The sequence below is a fragment of the Ruegeria sp. O11 genome (assembly GCF_056535285.1).
Genome location: NZ_JBQERS010000011.1, coordinates 39,294 through 57,084 on the forward strand (window position 1 = coordinate 39,294; position 17,791 = coordinate 57,084).

At 56.0% G+C, this 17,791-nt stretch carries 21 protein-coding genes; 7 read left to right on the forward strand and 14 right to left on the reverse strand.

The genetic code is table 11. From position 1 onward, the window contains the following. Positions 1–4: 4 nt before the first annotated feature. The 8 genes from ACRZ91_RS16935 to ACRZ91_RS16970 all read right to left on the reverse strand — a co-directional run bounded on the left by ACRZ91_RS16935 (position 5) and on the right by ACRZ91_RS16970 (position 7,056). Positions 5–292, reverse strand: a complete 288-nt coding sequence (locus ACRZ91_RS16935) for an ArsR/SmtB family transcription factor (protein ID WP_170477613.1) — start codon at positions 290–292, stop codon at positions 5–7. A gap of 113 nt (positions 293–405) precedes the next feature. Then, positions 406–1,638 carry a mandelate racemase/muconate lactonizing enzyme family protein gene (locus tag ACRZ91_RS16940; protein ID WP_170545676.1) on the reverse strand — a complete coding sequence of 411 codons (1,233 nt, stop codon included), beginning with the start codon at positions 1,636–1,638 and terminating at the stop codon, positions 406–408. A gap of 20 nt (positions 1,639–1,658) precedes the next feature. Beyond that, a complete protein-coding gene (locus ACRZ91_RS16945) occupies positions 1,659–2,753 on the reverse strand; it encodes a Zn-dependent alcohol dehydrogenase (protein WP_480907274.1) in 1,095 nt (364 codons plus the stop codon). A 229-nt stretch (positions 2,754–2,982) separates the two neighbouring features. After that, on the reverse strand, positions 2,983–3,696 hold the full coding sequence (locus tag ACRZ91_RS16950) for an alpha/beta fold hydrolase (protein ID WP_480907275.1): 714 nt from the start codon (positions 3,694–3,696) through the stop codon (positions 2,983–2,985). Positions 3,697–3,707: 11 nt separating this feature from the next. Then, entirely contained in the window at positions 3,708–4,496 is a 789-nt protein-coding gene (gene pcaD, locus ACRZ91_RS16955; protein ID WP_480907277.1) for a 3-oxoadipate enol-lactonase, read from the reverse strand. Positions 4,497–4,571: 75 nt separating this feature from the next. Continuing rightward, on the reverse strand, positions 4,572–5,546 hold the full coding sequence (locus ACRZ91_RS16960) for a threonine ammonia-lyase (protein WP_480907279.1): 975 nt from the start codon (positions 5,544–5,546) through the stop codon (positions 4,572–4,574). Further along, a complete protein-coding gene (locus ACRZ91_RS16965) occupies positions 5,543–6,370 on the reverse strand; it encodes an alpha/beta fold hydrolase (protein ID WP_480907281.1) in 828 nt (275 codons plus the stop codon). Before ACRZ91_RS16965 ends, ACRZ91_RS16960 begins: the two co-directional genes overlap by 4 nt. Beyond that, positions 6,370–7,056, reverse strand: a complete 687-nt coding sequence (locus ACRZ91_RS16970) for a haloacid dehalogenase type II (protein WP_480907283.1) — start codon at positions 7,054–7,056, stop codon at positions 6,370–6,372. Before ACRZ91_RS16970 ends, ACRZ91_RS16965 begins: the two co-directional genes overlap by 1 nt. A 123-nt stretch (positions 7,057–7,179) precedes the next feature. On the opposite strand from ACRZ91_RS16970, the gene ACRZ91_RS16975 reads away from it, so the two are divergent. Then, the gene (locus ACRZ91_RS16975; RefSeq protein ID WP_170477588.1) at positions 7,180–7,608 is read left to right on the forward strand and encodes an FKBP-type peptidyl-prolyl cis-trans isomerase; all 429 of its coding nucleotides are present in this window, start codon (positions 7,180–7,182) and stop codon (positions 7,606–7,608) included. An 11-nt stretch (positions 7,609–7,619) separates the two neighbouring features. Here the strand turns inward: ACRZ91_RS16975 and ACRZ91_RS16980 are convergent, their stop codons facing one another. The 4 genes from ACRZ91_RS16980 to fabA are packed head-to-tail and all read right to left on the reverse strand — an operon-like array spanning position 7,620 to position 10,434. After that, complete coding sequence (locus ACRZ91_RS16980; RefSeq protein ID WP_480907285.1) at positions 7,620–7,808, reverse strand: hypothetical protein; 189 nt, start codon at positions 7,806–7,808, stop codon at positions 7,620–7,622. Between the two features lie 59 nt (positions 7,809–7,867). Next, complete coding sequence (locus ACRZ91_RS16985) at positions 7,868–8,659, reverse strand: enoyl-ACP reductase FabI (protein WP_480907287.1); 792 nt, start codon at positions 8,657–8,659, stop codon at positions 7,868–7,870. 5 nt (positions 8,660–8,664) lie between these two features. Next, complete coding sequence (gene fabB / locus ACRZ91_RS16990; protein WP_480907289.1) at positions 8,665–9,894, reverse strand: beta-ketoacyl-ACP synthase I; 1,230 nt, start codon at positions 9,892–9,894, stop codon at positions 8,665–8,667. Between the two features lie 30 nt (positions 9,895–9,924). After that, entirely contained in the window at positions 9,925–10,434 is a 510-nt protein-coding gene (gene fabA, locus ACRZ91_RS16995; protein ID WP_170477575.1) for a bifunctional 3-hydroxydecanoyl-ACP dehydratase/trans-2-decenoyl-ACP isomerase, read from the reverse strand. A 187-nt stretch (positions 10,435–10,621) separates the two neighbouring features. Between fabA and irrA the strand changes: the two genes are divergently transcribed. Next, entirely contained in the window at positions 10,622–11,038 is a 417-nt protein-coding gene (irrA, locus tag ACRZ91_RS17000; protein ID WP_170477572.1) for an iron response transcriptional regulator IrrA, read from the forward strand. 3 nt (positions 11,039–11,041) lie between these two features. Here the strand turns inward: irrA and ACRZ91_RS17005 are convergent, their stop codons facing one another. Next, positions 11,042–11,938: a LysR family transcriptional regulator gene (locus ACRZ91_RS17005; protein WP_480907291.1), complete on the reverse strand. Its 897-nt coding sequence runs from the start codon at positions 11,936–11,938 to the stop codon at positions 11,042–11,044. An 85-nt stretch (positions 11,939–12,023) separates the two neighbouring features. Between ACRZ91_RS17005 and ACRZ91_RS17010 the strand changes: the two genes are divergently transcribed. Further along, on the forward strand, positions 12,024–12,821 hold the full coding sequence (locus ACRZ91_RS17010; RefSeq protein WP_480907293.1) for a phytanoyl-CoA dioxygenase family protein: 798 nt from the start codon (positions 12,024–12,026) through the stop codon (positions 12,819–12,821). A 3-nt stretch (positions 12,822–12,824) separates the two neighbouring features. Here the strand turns inward: ACRZ91_RS17010 and ACRZ91_RS17015 are convergent, their stop codons facing one another. Continuing rightward, positions 12,825–13,688 carry a hypothetical protein gene (locus ACRZ91_RS17015; RefSeq protein WP_480907295.1) on the reverse strand — a complete coding sequence of 288 codons (864 nt, stop codon included), beginning with the start codon at positions 13,686–13,688 and terminating at the stop codon, positions 12,825–12,827. Between the two features lie 120 nt (positions 13,689–13,808). Here ACRZ91_RS17015 and miaB point away from each other — a divergent pair, with 120 nt between their 5' ends. The 4 genes from miaB to ybeY all read left to right on the forward strand — a co-directional run bounded on the left by miaB (position 13,809) and on the right by ybeY (position 17,764). Next, the gene (gene miaB, locus ACRZ91_RS17020; protein ID WP_480907297.1) at positions 13,809–15,128 is read left to right on the forward strand and encodes a tRNA (N6-isopentenyl adenosine(37)-C2)-methylthiotransferase MiaB; all 1,320 of its coding nucleotides are present in this window, start codon (positions 13,809–13,811) and stop codon (positions 15,126–15,128) included. 224 nt (positions 15,129–15,352) lie between these two features. Continuing rightward, positions 15,353–16,057, forward strand: coding sequence for an outer membrane protein (locus tag ACRZ91_RS17025; protein WP_480907378.1), 705 nt, complete (start codon positions 15,353–15,355; stop codon positions 16,055–16,057). Between the two features lie 147 nt (positions 16,058–16,204). Beyond that, positions 16,205–17,227, forward strand: a complete 1,023-nt coding sequence (locus ACRZ91_RS17030) for a PhoH family protein (protein WP_170477770.1) — start codon at positions 16,205–16,207, stop codon at positions 17,225–17,227. 42 nt (positions 17,228–17,269) lie between these two features. Then, positions 17,270–17,764, forward strand: a complete 495-nt coding sequence (gene ybeY / locus ACRZ91_RS17035; RefSeq protein WP_480907299.1) for an rRNA maturation RNase YbeY — start codon at positions 17,270–17,272, stop codon at positions 17,762–17,764. Positions 17,765–17,791 lie beyond the last annotated feature (27 nt).

A 17,791-nucleotide genomic window follows, 5' to 3' on the forward strand; every position in this document is an offset into this window, starting at 1 on the left:
CGGCCTAGGCATCTGGCTCACAAAACAGGCTATAGAGAAGTTCGATCATCTGCGCAGCTTTGCCATCATTCAGTGCGTAATAGATCGTTTTGCCATCGCGTCGGGTTTTTACCAGTCCTTCGTCGCGTAAGCGTGCAAGCATTTGGCTGACCGCTGCCTGCCGAAGCTCCAGCAAATCCTCCAACTCTCCTACAGAACGCTCGCCGTCTCCCAGATGGCACAAGATCATCAGGCGACCTTCATGTGCCAGGGCCTTGAGGAATACCGCTGCCCGTGCCGCACTTTCTTTCATATCTGCGGGGGTTTCCCCCGACAAAATTTGAGTGTCGTTATCCTGAGGTCTCACGCAACAACCTAAGATCTACTTCTGGGTCGGATCAATATGCCTTACTTGCCGTCCGATTGTCACCCCTCGACCACAGGAGCGCCGCCCTGAAATGCATTTCCATTTACATAGTCGCAGGGCGCTTCCTGCATCTCTAAGTGCAGACCATCACCTATGTAGGGGTGTGCGCGCGCAAGGTCCTCGTCAACGTCAATACCAAGCCCGGGCTTGGTGGGAGGAGTGACAAAGCCCTCGTTGACGCGGATGCTTCCTTTGATCAGTTGGTCGTGAAACGGCGTTTCGATACTTTCCAGGAGCAACAGGTTTGGAATCGATGCGGCCAGATGAATGTTGGCAGCCCATTCAATCGGGCCCGCATATAGATGCGGTGCCATCTGCGCGTTAAAAACCTCGGCCATGGCGGCGACCTTCTTCATCTCCCAGATACCGCCTGCACGGCCAAGTGCGGGTTGCAGTATTTCGGCGGCGCCTGCGCGCAATACCGCGCCGAATTCGGCCTTGGTCGTCATCCGCTCACCCGTCGCGACAGGTATGCGGACATTGCGCGCCACGCGAGCCATATCTTCAATCATGTCCGGAGGAGTGGGCTCCTCAAACCACAAAGGTGAATAGGGCTCCAGCGCTTGTCCTAGGCGAATTGCTCCGGCGGTGTTGAACTGACCGTGGGTGCCGAATAGCAGGTCGGCCTTATCTCCTACCGCCTCGCGAATGGCGTTACAGAATGCAACTGACATTGAGATATCCGACATAGCAGGCATATGCCCGCCGCGGATCGTATAGGGCCCCGCCGGATCGAATTTGATAGCTGTGTAGCCGCGTCGAACCATTTCTGCCGCACTTTCACCGGCCTGTTCCGGCGAGGTCCAGAAGTCAGCCAGATCGTGCTGAGGAAGCGGGTAGAGATAGGTATAGGCCCGGATACGGTCGTTCATCCTGCCGCCCAGAAGTGCATAGACCGGTCGGTCCCGATCTTTGCCAAGAATGTCCCAGCACGCGATCTCTAAGCCCGAAAACGCGCCCATGACAGTCAGATCCGGGCGCTGCGTAAATCCGCTGGAGTATGCACGCCGGAACATCAATTCGATATTCTCGGGGTTCTCCCCTTGCATGTGCCGTTCGAACACATCGCGGATGACATGGGTCATGGCATCGTGTCCGACCGAGGATGCATAGCATTCTCCCCATCCAACCACACCCGTATCGGTCGAGACTTTGACCAGAATCCAATAGCGCCCACCCCAGCCTGGGGCCGGAGGGGCGGTAACGATGACATCGAGATCCTGCAGTTTCATCAGGCGCTCCTTTCAGGGGTTCAGTCGCGGTCGAACATGATCACATTGCGCTTAGCAGCACCGGTCTTGGTATCCTCGATGGCTTCGTTGATCTGTGAAAGGGTCCAGCGACCCGAGATCAATTCGTCCAGTTTCAGCCGCCCCTGTTCATAAAGATCAATCATCCATGGAATATCGCGCTGGATCACGACGTCTCCCATTTTTGACCCAACCATGCCTTGCCCAAGCGCTGCCAAAACAACGGGTTCATAGCTGGACATGTCACCAGAATGCGGCATCCCGATCATGATCGCTTTGCCACCGCGGCCCAGATAGCGCGGGGCCTGGTCATAGGCTGGGATTGCGCCAACGGTAATCAGAACCGCGTCTGCTCCACGCCCGCCAAGCGCTTTATACGCGGCTTTCCACGGCTCCCTGAGGTTGCCCAGAACACCATGCGTCGCTCCGAACTCTTTAGCGATCTCAAGCTTTTCTTCGGTCATGTCGACGGCAACGATACGGCGCGCGCCGGCGATACGTGCGCCTTGAATCGCATTTAGGCCAACCCCACCGGCACCAATCACTACAACATCCTGCCCGGGGCGCAATTCAGCGGCGTTGACGGCTGCACCGACCCCGGTGATCACGCCGCACGAGAGCAGGCTTGCGAGATCCTTTGGTAGTGTTTCGGGAATTCTGACGATCTGACGATGGCTGACCACGACTTTCTCGGCAAATGCACCGCAAGCCATCGCTTGTTCCAATGCGCCCCCGTCTGCGGTTCGTAGCGGTCCTTTGATCGTGTCATAGGGCGTTTCGCAAATTGTGGGTTTTCCCCCAGCGCAAGAGGGGCATGACCCGCACGCACGGATCAGTGTCACGACCACCGGATCACCAACCTTAAAATCGCCCGCACCGTCTCCGACTGCCGAGATTATCCCAGCGGCCTCATGCCCGTAGACGGCAGGTAGGTGACCGCCCCATGCCCCGCTGGCGAATGAGATATCCGAATGGCAGATTGCCACGGCCTCCAGCGTAACTTCTACCTCACCCATTCCAGGTGGCGCGATCAGAATGTCTTCGATGATCAGCGGTTCGCCGAACGCCCTGCACACGGCTGCTTTGATGGATTGCATGTTTTTCCCCGTTCCCGTTTGAGCTCACGGTGGCCTGTCCCGGCCTAACCTGCAAGGTGGTTTCCGTCACGTATATGTCGTTGTTATGCCAATGCGGCGCGCGCGTTCATAAATGCAGCAGGCTGTTATCAATCTTTCCGCCTCGCATTCCACAAGAGCCGAACGAATAGCTGGGCGAGTTTTGCACCCCGCCTTCGCGGTGATTGCGATCGTTTGTTATCGGCCCCGGTCACATTCGTTCCGAGATCTGGTGCATCAATCCGGCCAGATGCTCAGGGTGCGAGAAGAACGGTGAATGAGAACTGTCGATGGTCAGGCACATACCGGCGTCTGCGCATCCAGCCATTTCGGCCTGATACTCGGTCGGCACTGTACGGTCATCAGTCGTTCGGATGTATCCTTTTGGGACGCTGGCGAAGTTTTTGCCTGTATCTAATGGTGTCGCTTGCGGCGCGATAGCTTGGGGGCATAAGCGACCAAACGCGTAGGCCACAACCTCATGCGGGCAGTCATGATAAAACAGATCATGAACCCGATCCGGTACAACCGTATACGATAGACCATCAGAAGATTTTTCGACGGCATCACCTATCAGCTGGCGAGGCGCGCGTTTACGCATTTCAATCATGGAAAGCCCGGATTGCGGGACATATGCGCTGAGATAAATTACACCCCGCATGGCATCCGGATCAGCCTCGGCAGCAGCGCTGACGGGATAACCGCCCCAGGAGTGTGCCACGATGATCGATTGTGGTGTTGAGGCTTTCAAAATTGAATCCCGGCACGACTCGAGGGTCACATCCTGAATTGGAGTTGGGTCCGAACCATGGCTTGGCATATCGATAGCGCGGGCAGAATGCCCGAATGTGGTCAATTCCGGAATCAGGTCACGCCAGCACCAGGCACCGTGGCATGACCCGTGGACTAGTAAGAAGTCCGCCAACTGTTTCTCCCTCAGATATGGCCGATCTCGATCAGGAAATTGCCAAGCAATTCGGCATATTCCTGCGGGCGCTCGACACATGGCAGATGACCCGCCCGTCGGATCAGTGCAAAGCGCGAGCCAGGTATAAGATCAACCGTTTCACGTACCAGATCGGGCGGAGTCGAACCGTCCTCGCTGCCAGCAATTCCCAATGTGGGCAGCCGCAGTCCGCTGGTGGGCGTATAGAAATCTGTGCCCGAAATCGCGGCACAACACCCCAGATATCCCTCAACTGGTTGCCGAACCATCATGTTTCGCCACAAGGGTATCTCAGGGCCGGACTGGAAGTGTTTCGAGAACCAACGCTCCATTGTGGCGTCAGCAAGGGCTTCAATCCCACCAGCGCGAACGGCTGCCATACGGTCTTGCCAGATCTTAGGCGTCCCAATCTTGGCAGCGGTATTCGACAGCACCAGTGCGCGGATCTGGTCCATGCGCTTTACCGCCAATCCCTGCGCAATCATACCGCCGATGGACAGGCCGACAAACACGCAGTCTTTTACCTCGAGATGATCCAGCAGTTGTTCAGCATCTCGTATCAAGCTCCCCATTGAGTATGGGGCGGCCGGTTGGGACGATAATCCGTGTCCGCGTTTATCGAATCTGATGATCCGTAACCCTTTGGGTAGAAAAGGTATAATCGGGTCCCAAAGGCGCATGTCGGTACCCAGTGAATTGGCAAATACAATGGGGGCTCCGTCGACATCTCCGTCAATTCGATAGTGTAGACTTACGTCTTTCAGGTCAGCGATACGCATGCAATCGGTCCCCGTCTGTTCAGGGTGCCTAATAAAACAAACTCGATCAGATTTTGCACTGATCGCTTCCGATTGTCAGGTAAGGAATTCCAACGCTTGTTCAAATATCTGCGGATCTACATTCCCGCCCGAGGCCACGACGATCACGGTATCCCCCTCAATTTGATCTTTCCGAAACAGCGCTGACGCCAAAGACACCGCTCCACCTGGCTCCAACACTATCTTGAGGCGCAAAAAGGCGAGGGCCACGGCGTGCAGTGCCTCTTGTTCAGATACTGCAAGTCCGGGGCCGCAAAGCCGTTGAAGAATCGGAAAGGTAATTCGCCCCGGTTGCGGTGTCAGGATTGCGTCGCAGATGTTGCCGGATGAGGCATTGTTGCTCTGGATCGCGCCAACCTGCAGAGAGCGTTTAACATCGTCAAACCCCTCGGGCTCACATGGGCGCGCGCGTAGGCCGGGTGCATGATGTTCCAGAGCCAGTGCAATGCCAGAGGTCAACCCACCTCCGCCGCAACATACGAGGACATCGCCTTCGGTCACGTCAAGCTCGAGCGCCTGACGCGCCAACTCCAATCCCGTCGTACCTTGCCCTGCAATCACTTGCGGCTCATCATAGGGTCGGATCAGCGTCAAACCGCGCTCAGTAGCCAACGCTTCACCGATGTCTTCGCGGCTTTCGGTTGCACGGTCATAGAGGACCACTTCCCCCCCCAGCGCGCGGGTGTTTTCAATCTTCAGCTTCGGCGCATCCGACGGCATGACGATGACTGAAGATATCCCGTGTTGAGCTGCTGCATAGGCAACGCCTTGCGCGTGATTGCCCGAGGAATAGGCGATCACACCGCGGTTGCGCGCCGCGTCATCCAGCGCAGAGATTGCGGACCACGCGCCGCGAAACTTGAAACTACCGGTGTGTTGCAGGCATTCGGGTTTTACCAATACGCGGCGACCCGCGATTTCATCCAGAAAAGGTGATGACAGAAGCGGGGTCTCGCGCACGTGCCCTTTCAGCCTGTTGGCTGCGGCTTCGATCATGTCAATGTTGCTCATGTGGCATCCAATATTTGGTGGATTAGGTCGAGGGATTGCACTTCGTTCAGGAACGGAACATGACCACGGTCCGGTACTTCGGTTGAGATCAGTTTAGGGTGGCGCGCGTGCATTTCTTGTACTGTGGCAGTGCTCAGCAGGTCGGAATTCGCACCCCGGATAACGCCAGTCGGGATATCGTGCAACGCGTCGAACAAAGGCCAGAGGTCAGGAGCGGGCGTGTTTGCTGCCTGTTCGATCAGAGCGTTTCTCAGGGCAGGGTCATAGCGCAGGTCCAGTCCGGTATCGGTCTGGATGTATTGGTTCTCAACCTGCTGTCTCCAGATGTCCAAAGAGACACCTGGGAATTGCGAATCCATCATGACCCCAAGGGCGTGAGCCGCATCGTCGTAGGTTTTTGAGGTTGGGCGGTTGCCGACATAGCCCATGATCTTGGCAATACCACCGAGTTCGATCACCGGACCAACGTCGTTTAGGATCACACCTGCCAGACGGTCAGGATGGCTGGTGGCCAGCGCCATGGCGATCAGCCCCCCGCGCGAGGTGCCCAATAGTGCCACCTTACCCAAGCCCAGGTGATCCAGCAGTTCAACTGCATCCTGCCACTCGCGCAGGATGTTGTAATTCATGTAGTTCGCATCAAAATCAGACTTGCCGCGCCCGCGATAATCCATCGCAATCATACGAAGATCGCTCAGATGTGGCGCTAGAAACGAAAAGTCGCGGCAGTTCCGTGTCAAGCCTGCCAGGCAGAGCAGAGGTTGGCCCGTACCTGTATCTTCATAGTACAGGCGTTTGCCGTCCGACGTGGTGAAATACGCCATCAAAGCCCCGCCAATTGCGGGATCGTTGTCAGGTCAGACAGCACATGGGCAGGTTTCCAGGGCAGGCGGTCAATCGGTTCCCCTGCGCGATTCACCCAAGCGGTAACAAATCCATAGCCGCTTGCCCCAGCGGCGTCCCAGCCGTTTGAACTGACGAATAGCACTTCGTTACGCGCGCAGCCAAACCGGTTTTGCACGAGGTCATAGACGCTGGCATGGGGTTTGAAGACCCCGACGCTTTCAACCGACAACACGTCATCAAGCACATCTCCGATCCCAGCAGATTGAACCGCACCATCCAACATAGGAGGCGAACCGTTGGACAGGATGGCCGTCTGCATCCCGCCCGCTTTCAGTGTATTAAGCATCTCGGGGACCTCAGGATAGGCCTGCAACTCCCAATACAAATCCAGCAGGCGCTGCCGAAGGGTGGTATCCCCTTGCAGGCCAACCGCTTCCAACGCCCAATCCAGCCCATCTTGCGTGACGTCCCAAAAGTCACAATGCGCATCAGCGACAGCACGCAGCCAAGTGTATTGCAGTTGCTTCAGACGCCAGTGACTGGCCAATTCGGGCCATTTATCCGCCAGCGCCTCGAACCCCTGTTCCGCTGCGGCCTGCCGGGCAGCAGCAGCCACGTCAAACAGAGTGCCATACGCGTCGAATACACAAGTGGTGATAGCCATCCGATCCTCCCCTGATCGGGCGCAGGTAACCACAACCGGTTCCGGGGTTAAAGAGGGCAGGGTTTACAATGCCGTGTCAGCCTCTAGGCTGCGCCGTTCATTCCTTTCAGGCCGGAGGCCACCATGACCGCAATAAAAGATGGCGACACCGTTCGCATCCACTACACCGGAACTCTGTTGGACGGCAAAGTCTTCGACAGCTCCGAGGGGCGCGATCCGCTTGAGTTTGCGGTTGGTTCCGGGCAGATCATCCCCGGTCTGGATGCAGCCCTGCCGGGGATGGAGATTGGCGAGAAAAAGCGTGTCGAGATTGATTGCGTTGAAGCCTATGGTCCGATCAATCCGGGTATGCGGCAACAGATCCCGCGTGAAGGCATCCCGGATGACATTCCGCTGGAACCCGGTACGCAGTTGCAGATGCAAACCCCTGACGGTCAGGCGCTACCAGTGACTGTTGTCGAAGTAGACGAGGCGACAGTGACTCTGGATGCAAATCATCCATTGGCGGGGCAAGATCTGGTCTTTGACATCGAGATCGTTTCGATCAACTGATCCCGTTCAGATCAAAGGTCGGGGATATGTGACAACAGAGGCTCAACCGCATTGCGTACAGGCGGTTGGGTCAGAAACACAAAGGCAATCAGCAGCGATGTGAGTATTAGCAGGAACAGACGTGCACGTCCGCTTCCTGACTTGCGTTTCAACGCTGGCGAGCGCGCGTTACTCGCAAGGATTTGTTCAAGTTTGCTCATATCGTAATCCCTGCGGGGCAAAGATGGTCAAATCTTGGCGCCCGCAGGGAAAGATATGGTCACATGGCCTCGGGCTGAGGCATGCCAAGAATGTGATACCCGCCGTCGACACGGATGATCTCACCCGAGGTGAAGCTTCCCGCATCGGATGCCAGATAAACGGCAGTGCCGCCAACAGCCTCTAGCGTGGCATTCGAACGCATCGGCGCGTTCTGGTCGCAGAACTTGTAGGTCTTGCGCGCTCCGCCGATGGCGGCACCGGCCAGCGTCTTCATAGGGCCGGGTGAGATGGCGTTGACGCGGATGCCGTCGGGGCCTAGATCGTTTGCCAGATAACGGGTCGCAGATTCCAGCGCCGCTTTGGCGACGCCCATGACGTTGTAATTCGGCACCACCTTGTTCGAGCCCTGATAGGTCAGGGTCAGAAGCGTGCCGCCATTGTCCTTCATCAGGGGATAGGCGCGGCGCGCGACCTCGATAAACGAATAGGCCGACACATCCATTGAATGCTTGAAGTTTGCGCGTGTGGTGTTCAGGAAACGGCCCGTCAGTTCGTTCTTGTCCGAATAGGCGATAGCGTGGACGACAAAATCGATGGTCTGCCAGCGCTTTCCCAACTCGCCAAATGCGCGGTCTAGTGATGCGTCATCGGTGACATCCGCATCGACCATGAAGTCGCTGCCAAGGCTCTGGGCCAGAGGTTCCAGCCGCTTGCCGAACGCCTCGCCCTGATAGGTGAAAGCCAGTTCAGCGCCCGCCTCGTGCATGGCTTTGGCGATGCCCCATGCAATCGAGCGGTCATTTGCCACGCCCATGATCAGGCCGCGTTTACCCTTGAGAATATCCGACATCTTGTTCACCCGTTATACTTCGACAGAACCATGGATCCGTTGGTGCCGCCAAAGCCGAAGCTGTTGGTCATCACGCTGTCCAGGCCTGCGTTTTCAACTACTTGAGTTGCAATTTCACCGGGCAGGATGCCTTCGGCAAGTGTGTCGACATTGATCGACGGAGTAATGAAATCATGTTCCAGCATCAACAGGCAGAAGATCGCCTCAAGCGCGCCAGCCGCGCCCTGCGCGTGGCCGGTCATCGATTTGGTTGATGAAATCGGAGGTACGCTGCCTTCGCCAAAGATACGGCGCACGGCTTCGACTTCGCCTACATCGCCAACCGGGGTCGAGGTGCCGTGGGCGTTGATATAGCCGACCTTGCGGCCTTCGGGCACGGTCGACAGCGCCAGACGCATCGCGCGCTCGCCACCTTCTCCAGAAGGGGCCACCATATCGTGCCCATCCGATGTAGCGGCATAGCCGGTCACTTCGGCATAGATTTTCGCACCACGCGCAAGCGCATGTTCGAGGTCCTCAAGAACCACAATGCCGCCACCACCGGAAATTACGAATCCGTCGCGGTTTTGATCGAATGCGCGTGAGGCTCTGTTGGGCGTGTCGTTATATTTGGACGACATCGCACCCATCGCGTCGAACAGGCAGGACAGGGTCCAGTCCAGTTCTTCGCCGCCACCTGCGAACATCACGTCCTGCTTGCCCAGCATGATCTGTTCAGCCGCGTTGCCGATGCAGTGCAGCGACGTCGAGCAGGCAGAGGTAATCGAATAGTTGATGCCCTTGATCTTGAACGCGGTCGCAAGGTTCGCTGAAATCGTCGAGCACATGCATTTAGGCACTGCAAACGGGCCGATCCGTTTGGTCGCGCCGGTTTTCAGCACGGTTTGGTGTGCGGTCAGCATCGCGCTGGTCGAAGGTCCGCCCGAACCCGCGACCAGACCGGTGCGCGGATTGACGACCTGATCTTCGGTCAGCCCGGCATCAGCGATGGCCTGGCTCATCGCGATATGGGCATAAGCTGCGCCCGGTCCCATGAACCGCAGCGTGCGCTTGTCCACGTGATCAGCCACGTCGATTTTCAGCGATCCGGCGATCTGGCTGCGAAAGCCGTGTTCGACCATCTGTTCGTTGGCCTCAATGCCAGATTTGCCTGCTTTCAGCGAGGCAAGCACCTCTTCAGCGTTGTTCCCGATCGAGGACACAACCCCCAAACCGGTGACGACTACTCGACGCATGTGCGTACTCCTTGTTTCGGCCGGTCAGGCTCAGGCGTCTGACAGAACGACCTTCATGTCCTTGACGTCGTATATCAATTCGCCATCGGCTTCGACGATGCCATCTGCCACACCCATTGTCAGACGGCGCGTTTGGATCGCTTTTTTGAAATCAATTTTATAGGTCAGCATCTTCCGGTCCGGGCGTACCATCCCGGTAAGCTTGACCTCGCCGACGCCAACGGCCATGCCACGGCCTTGCCATCCGCGCCAACCGAGGTTGAAGCCGGTCAGTTGCCACAGACCGTCCAAGCCCAGACAGCCGGGCATGATCGGGTTGCCGGGGAAATGGCAGTCAAAGAACCAAAGGTCGGGTTTAATATCAAATTCGGCCAGTACATGGCCTTTGCCATGCGCACCACCATCGCCCGAGATATCGGTGATCCGGTCCATCATCAGCATCGGCGGGGCGGGCAACTGCGCGTTGCCAGGGCCAAAAAGCTCGCCGCGGGCGCATTTCAGCAGATCGTCCTTGTCAAAACTGCTTGGGAATTGGGCCATTCTGCCGCCTCTCCTGCCTGGGTCTGTTCGTTATATCTGGTCTCGTCTAGCACCCGTTTGCAAGGTCCTGCAAGACCAGCACGCCATATCATGCCGTGACACGTATACTTCTTGCGAATGAATTTCATTTGAAATTGCAGGTCGGGCGCACTTATATTAAGGGCAGCAAAACACAGGTATCGGATTCATGACACCTCAGAGCCGTGACATCGCTGCAAATTGGTTGGTTGACGCAGGTTTGCGCCCCACGCGCCAAAGGGTTGCTTTGGCCGAATTGCTTGTGGGTGACGGGTTGCATCGTCATGTGACCGCAGAAAGCCTGTTTGAATCCGCAAAAGCCAAAGGTGACGCGGTTTCGCTGGCGACCGTATACAACACATTACGCGCGTTCTGCGATGCCGGGGTTCTGCAGGAAATCACTGTGGACGGATCCAAAAGCTATTTCGACACCAATACGCACGACCATCCGCATTTCTATTGGGAAGACGAAAGCCGCCTAAGCGATGCGCCGTCAGACCAATTGGTGATTCAGCAATTGCCGGAAGCTCCTGAAGGCGTCGAAATCGCATCGGTCGATGTGGTGATCCGCTTGCGGAAGAAATAACCGCTAATCCTTTCGTAACAGCGTAACCAATGCATGTTCGGCCTGCGTGATCAGTGGATCAGTAGGCCCCGTGCCATGCCGCGCCAAAACGACGGATTCGGTTGCGTCCGGATCGATGATCGGCAGGCTTACCAGGCGGACCTGATCATAGCTGAAGCCGCTTTTAGGGCTGGTATAACTTATCCCGATACCTTCCCCATGAGCAGCCAGACTACGCGAAAGCTCGAGTGATTCCGCCCGGTGCGAGATTGTGGGATTCAGACCTTTGCGTCTGAAGAGCGCGAGCACATGCTGCGCGGACAGACCCTCTTTGGACAGAATCAATGGATGTGCCGCGAGCTCGGTTAGGGTCACCTGCTCGGCCCTCGCCAGTGTATGATCGGGTGAAAGCAGTGCATGTGGCGTGCTGTCGAACAGCTTCTTGCACAAAAAACCGGCGTCCATGCCCAGATCATACGTAAGCGCAAAATCATATCTGCCATCGATCAGGCCGGAAATCAGACCTTCGAACGTTTCAACCCCGTGTGTCAGGACGACATCGGGCAAGGCCTCTCGCAGATGGTGCAGAGACTGGGCCAGAAGAAAGGGGGCCAAATCGACGAAGCATCCCAGGCGCAATCGGTTCTCGCCGGTTAGCGGCTGTTTTGACTGTTCTAATAGGGCTGCTCGGTTCAACAAGGTTTCGGCTTCTTCGATAAACTTGCGGCCTTGCGGGGTTAATGCCATCGCGGCACCCCGCCTTCGGGCAAAGAGTGGATATCCCAAATGTGATTCGACCCGGGTCAGTGCATTGGACAAGGCGGGTTGCGAGACGTTCAGGCGCTGTGCTGCCGCAGACAGGCTGCCATGTCGACCAATGGCGCAGACATATTCGTATTGGCGGAGTGTAAGGTATAACATTAGGTTAATACCTTAATCGAAAGATATGATTTGAACAGAGGGCTCATTCATGCGCAGATCGGGCGACAAATCCAAGGAGACCGCGATGACTCACCCTCTTGTTTCCCAAGCCATGATTGACGACTTCCAGACGGATGGTGTTGTGTTGGTCAAAGGCCTGTTCGCCGATCACATTGAAACCCTGCGGGCCGGGGTTGCGGCAAACATGGATGAACCGGGTCCCTATGCGTCAGAGAACAAGAAAGACGGTGAGACCGGCCGTTTTTTTGACGACTATTGCAACTGGTCTCGTATCCCGCAGTTTCGTGAAGTGATCGAAACATCCCCTGCTGCCGAAGTTGCAGCCGACCTTATGCAATCACAATCCGTGCAGATGTTCCACGACCATGTACTGGTGAAGGAGCCCGGGACCTCAATGGCGACTCCGTGGCATCAGGATGGGCCCTACTATTTTGTCGATGGCCAACAAAATATAAGCTTCTGGTCACCGTTGGACCCGGTGAAACAAGCGACCTTGCGTTGCGTCGCCGGATCGCACCGCTGGGAAAAAGAAGTGCTGCCTACTCGTTGGGTCTCGGAGGAAGGGTTCTTTCCTGATAAGGGGCAATACATGCCGATCCCGGACCCGGATGCCGAGGGTATGAGGATTGTAGAGTTTGAAATGGAGCCCGGTGACGCCGTGGCCTTCAATTATCGCACTCTACACGGGGCCCGAGGCAATACGTCTGATAGTCGGCGCAGGGCCTTCTCGCTGCGGTTGGTTGGTGATGATGCGCGCTATGTTGAACGTCCGGGGCGGACATCGCCGCCATTTCCGGGGCATGACATGGTGCCGGGGCAACGGCTGCGCGAGGACTGGTTTCCGGTTCTGTTGCAGCGTTAGGACCTAGAACCACTGGCCCGATTCAATCAGGCCCAGATCCAGCAACTGGCGCGAATCCCACTCGAACGGAGTTGAATGGTTCCAGCAGAAGTCAGAGATATCGAACGTCGACCCGGCGTTCGTCTTCAACGCCTTGGCCGCACGGAAGGAGCAGATCGCGGCGGTCAGGTTGTTGTGCCAAGGGCAGGCGTAGGTGTTGTATTCCGCCTCGTTGAACGTGTGATCCGGCAGAAGCTTCAGATCGGATTTTGCTTTAAACAGCGAAATCCGATCGATCCGGCGCCGTTCATAGGGGATATGATCTTCGAACCGCCAGCGGAGGCCACCGGACATATCCAGCTGCCGCTCTAGCGGCTTGCCAGATGCATCATGCCGCGTGTGGGCGTAGTATCCGGTCTTGTCCAGCATTGCTTGATCAGGGGCCACGCCGTTGGGAAAGACCGTAAGATCGTTCGCATACAGATCGACCACATGGGTCAACATCGCCTGACGCCGCTCTTCTGAATGGAAGGCGAGCAATTCGCCAACCGAGCGGGTCTCGCAGAACGGATAGAACAGGTATTCGGCGTTGTAGCAGTAGTATATCCAGACGCCTTGCGTGGCTTGAATGATCCGGTTTACGGCGTCAAAAACGACTGTTCTGGGCGCGCATGTCATCACAACCCGGTAGACTCTCTCGCTCAGATCATCGTCGATCGCAAATTCCTGTGGCAGGAACGCGATCACCGATTTGAACCCCAGTTTTAGGTGGTGATGCAGCGTGCTTTCCAATTCGACTTCATCTTCGGCGAAGATCAACGCTATGGGGCCCTTGTTCAGGGCCTCACCGCCGGATTTCAGAAGGTGATCAAGGGAATCATACTGCATCGTTGGCTTTGTTTCCGCCTCGCTGGAAATTCCCGCCAAATTCGGGTAATTGCGCCAGCATTGCAAGCGGCGTTCGATACGTATAGACGACGCCGATCCAGCGACTGCAAAGGCCAACCCATGTCTGAACCGAAAAAGCTGTTTATCAAGACCTATGGCTGTCAGATGAACGTCTATGACAGTGAGCGCATGGCCGAAGCGCTGGGCGGGCAGGGGTATGTCGAGACCAAATCGGCCGATGATGCGGATATGATCCTTCTCAATACTTGCCACATTCGTGAAAAAGCAGCTGAGAAAGTCTATTCCGAACTGGGCCGGTTCAAGGGGCTGAAAGCAGACAAGCCGGAATTGAAGATTGGTGTCGCTGGCTGCGTAGCCCAGGCCGAGGGCGAAGAGATTATGCGCCGTCAGCCTCTGGTCGATCTGGTGGTGGGTCCGCAAAGCTATCACCGCCTGCCTGAGATGGAGGCGAAGACGCGCGCGGGTGAAAAGGCGCTGGATACCGATTTCCCCGAAGAAGACAAATTCGAAAAGCTCAAGAACCGTCCCAAAGCGAAGCGTGGCCCGACTGCTTTTCTGACCGTGCAGGAAGGCTGTGATAAATTCTGTGCATTCTGCGTGGTGCCCTATACCCGCGGGGCCGAGGTCAGCAGGCCTGCAGACCGCATTATTCGTGAGGCGCAGGATCTGGTCGAACGCGGCGTGCGCGAGATCACGTTGCTGGGGCAGAACGTAAATGCCTATCACGGGGCTGGGCCGAATGGGGACATGACCCTTGCCGGTCTGATCTGGGAGTTGAACAAGGTCGATGGGCTGGAGCGCATCCGCTTTACCACCTCGCACCCGAACGACATGGACGATGCGCTGATCGAGGCGCATGGGACCTGCGAAAAACTGATGCCTTATCTGCACCTGCCGGTGCAGTCGGGATCGGACAAAATCCTGAAACGCATGAACCGCAGTCACACGGCTGAAAGCTATCTGCGGCTAATCGAACGCATCCGCGAAGCCCGGCCCGATATTCTAATGTCCGGCGATTTCATCGTAGGCTTCCCCGAAGAGACAGATGAGGATTTTCAGGCTACTCTGGATTTGGTGGAAGAGGTCAAATACGGCTACGCGTATTCATTCAAGTATTCTACCCGCCCCGGTACGCCTGCGGCAGAACGGCCACAGGTCGATGCCGAAGTGGCAGACGAGCGTCTGCAACGGTTACAAGCCTTGATTACACGTCATCAGCGAGTGATTCAGGATTCCATGGTTGGCAAAACAGTCAGTGTCCTGTTTGAAAAATCTGGGCGTCAACCGGGCCAGATGGTTGGAAAATCCGAGTATCTTCACGCGGTTCACGTTTCGGATGCAGATGTGGCACGTGGAGATTTACGTAAGGTAAGGATCAAATCCTCTGGCGCGAACTCGCTAGGCGGCGAAGTGATTTAATCCAATATACGTATGCTGCAAGGGTTCCTTCCGACCAAATTTAACCCTTGATTTATGACTTGGAACTATGCTCCGAGAGAGGCCAGATTTCTCGGGTGTGGGTTTTGCGGCCTACGAAACTTTTGACCCGAAGAGGCAAGCCATGATGGCGGAGGGTGCGAGTAGTGAGTTGGATATGTTTTCCAAAATCGAAGATGTCCCGCGGTTTGACGGCCCTCTTATTGATGTTATCTTGCGCTGCTCCGACTTTGGCTGGGGATGTGACCGGGGAAGTCACTGAACCTGACGTGATTTCGTCCGAACGATATGCCAGCGATATCCGGGCGTTTTATCTGGGGGTGAGCGCCAGTCGTGCAACGGGTGGTTCCGATGAGTTTGGCTTGCAGGTCAATGGCGGCTCAGTTTTCGGGATCGGAGAGGTCAGTACTGACGGCAACTTTGCCGGGTTTCGCGGGGGTTGGCGCGGGATTTTGCCTGCGAGAGGCGGGCGCGACTATGTCTATGGTCTGGAAGTCGGCTACGACTTTGGCACTCTGGACGGCAGCACGTCGGGACAGATCGGCGGAACACCCGTCAGCGGCAGATCTGCAATTTCCGATGTATTCTCGATCCGCCTTCGAAATGGACTTACAAACCGCAGCAAGAGTGTCCTTTACTTCGTTACAGTGGGCTATGTGCGTGGTGATATCACAACGTCGGCTTCTGTGACCGAAGTGGGTGGGACTACCCGCTTTGAAGACGTTGATCGACGTCAGGGTTTTTCTGCCAGCCTGGGTGCCGAGCATAAACTGAATGACGATTGGTCGATCACTGGTGAGCTCGAATATCTGCAGTTCGAATCAAAAACCGTGGAACTGGGCCCTTCTTTCAGCACCAAATCGACGCCAAGCTACCGCGGATTGCGGATCGGATTGAATTATACATTCTGAACCATTCGCAAAAACTGATATTTTATGCGCAACAACGCCGTTGATCGGCGCATTTGTCATCCCGTTTGCAAAAAACGAAACTGCGCCTTGCGTCCACCTCAAGATGTTGTCTACGCTCGGGGTGAAACGCCAAGACAGGAGAACGGATTGGCCATCGGTGCCCTGACCCCACCGCAAGAAGATATGCCCCAGCGTGAGGCGCTTGTTGAGTTCCCAGACAACAGACTACTAATCGATTTGTGCGGCGAATATGACCGTAACCTGACCGATATCGAGCAAAAGCTTTCGGTGCAGATCGTGCGGCGTGGAAATCAGTTGGTCGTGCTGGGTGATGAAGAATCGCAAAAGCAGGCGATTGAAGTGCTGCAGGCGCTCTACACTCGGCTTGAAGGTGGGCGAGATGTCGAAGCAGCAGATGTCGACCGAGAGTTGCGCATGGGCAATTCCGAGGCCGGAACCGGCACGCGGGATGGTGACCAGCTTGAGATGTTCAAAGGCGGAACGGTCGAAATCAAAACGCGTAAGAAGCTGGTTGAGCCGCGGACAGACGCCCAGAAGGCATATGTTCAGTCGCTCTTCAACAATGAGCTGGCCTTTGGAATCGGCCCTGCAGGTACGGGTAAAACTTATCTGGCTGTTGCTGTGGGTGTGTCGATGTTCATCGGAGGCCATGTGGACCGGATCATTCTCAGCCGCCCAGCGGTAGAGGCCGGCGAAAAGCTGGGTTACCTGCCCGGTGACATGAAGGATAAAGTCGATCCCTACATGCAGCCGCTTTATGATGCGCTGAATGATTTCCTCCCGGGCAAGCAGCTGGCTAAGCTGATCGAAGAAAAGCGGATCGAAATCGCGCCTCTGGCGTTTATGCGTGGGCGGACGCTGGCGAATGCCTTTGTCGTGCTGGACGAGGCGCAAAATGCCACCACCATGCAAATGAAAATGTTCCTGACCAGACTTGGCGAAGGCAGCCGCATGGTGATCACCGGAGACCGGTCACAGGTCGATTTGCCGCGCGGTGTGCAATCGGGTTTGGCGGATGCGGAAAGACTGCTGAAGACGATCCCGAATATCAGTTTTAATTATTTCACGTCGAAAGATGTCGTGCGCCACCCGCTTGTCGCCGCCATTATTGAGGCGTATGAGGCCGACACGGGCCGCGAAACGGGGTGAAACCCAAGGTTCCGAAGGGTTTTGGAGCCTTGGAGAGCCGGTATGATTCTGGATGTAACGATCGAAGACGAGCGCTGGCGGGAATTGCAGCCTTTGGCGCAACGTGCACTCATTGAAGTTCTTGATTATTGCGGTCTCAAATCGGATCTCTGCGAAATCAGCTTGTTGGGTTGTAACGATGAACGTATCGCAGTTCTGAATGCCGAATTCCGGGAAAAACTGAAGCCGACAAATGTTCTAAGCTGGCCTGCCGAAGATTTGTCCCCTGATCAGCCTGGGGGCATACCAATGTTGCCCGAGCCCGATTTCACTGGGGAAATCGCATTGGGAGACATTGCGATTTCATATGACACCTGCGCGCGTGAGGCCATCGCAGCGGGTAAATCAATGGAAGATCATGTGACCCACTTGATAATTCACGGCACGTTACATTTGTTAGGATACGATCACATTCGTGACCTCGACGCCACTTTGATGGAACGGGTTGAGATCGAAATACTTGGCAAACTGGGTATAGATAACCCATATAATGTATGACAGGGGCAGCTTTGCCCGATCATTTGG

What these genes read in the sequence shown, in the direction of transcription:
- ACRZ91_RS16935 (WP_170477613.1), bottom strand. Translation starts at nt 292, where the DNA reads ATGAAAGAAAGTGCGGCACGGGCAGCGGTATTCCTCAAGGCCCTGGCA.
- ACRZ91_RS16940 (WP_170545676.1), bottom strand. Translation starts at nt 1,638, where the DNA reads ATGAAACTGCAGGATCTCGATGTCATCGTTACCGCCCCTCCGGCCCCA.
- ACRZ91_RS16945 (WP_480907274.1), bottom strand. Translation starts at nt 2,753, where the DNA reads ATGCAATCCATCAAAGCAGCCGTGTGCAGGGCGTTCGGCGAACCGCTG.
- pcaD (WP_480907277.1), bottom strand. Translation starts at nt 4,496, where the DNA reads ATGCGTATCGCTGACCTGAAAGACGTAAGTCTACACTATCGAATTGAC.
- ACRZ91_RS16960 (WP_480907279.1), bottom strand. Translation starts at nt 5,546, where the DNA reads ATGAGCAACATTGACATGATCGAAGCCGCAGCCAACAGGCTGAAAGGG.
- ACRZ91_RS16965 (WP_480907281.1), bottom strand. Translation starts at nt 6,370, where the DNA reads ATGGCGTATTTCACCACGTCGGACGGCAAACGCCTGTACTATGAAGAT.
- ACRZ91_RS16970 (WP_480907283.1), bottom strand. Translation starts at nt 7,056, where the DNA reads ATGGCTATCACCACTTGTGTATTCGACGCGTATGGCACTCTGTTTGAC.
- ACRZ91_RS16975 (WP_170477588.1), top strand. Translation starts at nt 7,180, where the DNA reads ATGACCGCAATAAAAGATGGCGACACCGTTCGCATCCACTACACCGGA.
- ACRZ91_RS16980 (WP_480907285.1), bottom strand. Translation starts at nt 7,808, where the DNA reads ATGAGCAAACTTGAACAAATCCTTGCGAGTAACGCGCGCTCGCCAGCG.
- ACRZ91_RS16985 (WP_480907287.1), bottom strand. Translation starts at nt 8,659, where the DNA reads ATGTCGGATATTCTCAAGGGTAAACGCGGCCTGATCATGGGCGTGGCA.
- fabB (WP_480907289.1), bottom strand. Translation starts at nt 9,894, where the DNA reads ATGCGTCGAGTAGTCGTCACCGGTTTGGGGGTTGTGTCCTCGATCGGG.
- fabA (WP_170477575.1), bottom strand. Translation starts at nt 10,434, where the DNA reads ATGGCCCAATTCCCAAGCAGTTTTGACAAGGACGATCTGCTGAAATGC.
- irrA (WP_170477572.1), top strand. Translation starts at nt 10,622, where the DNA reads ATGACACCTCAGAGCCGTGACATCGCTGCAAATTGGTTGGTTGACGCA.
- ACRZ91_RS17005 (WP_480907291.1), bottom strand. Translation starts at nt 11,938, where the DNA reads ATGTTATACCTTACACTCCGCCAATACGAATATGTCTGCGCCATTGGT.
- ACRZ91_RS17010 (WP_480907293.1), top strand. Translation starts at nt 12,024, where the DNA reads ATGACTCACCCTCTTGTTTCCCAAGCCATGATTGACGACTTCCAGACG.
- ACRZ91_RS17015 (WP_480907295.1), bottom strand. Translation starts at nt 13,688, where the DNA reads ATGCAGTATGATTCCCTTGATCACCTTCTGAAATCCGGCGGTGAGGCC.
- miaB (WP_480907297.1), top strand. Translation starts at nt 13,809, where the DNA reads ATGTCTGAACCGAAAAAGCTGTTTATCAAGACCTATGGCTGTCAGATG.
- ACRZ91_RS17025 (WP_480907378.1), top strand. Translation starts at nt 15,353, where the DNA reads ATGTTATCTTGCGCTGCTCCGACTTTGGCTGGGGATGTGACCGGGGAA.
- ybeY (WP_480907299.1), top strand. Translation starts at nt 17,270, where the DNA reads ATGATTCTGGATGTAACGATCGAAGACGAGCGCTGGCGGGAATTGCAG.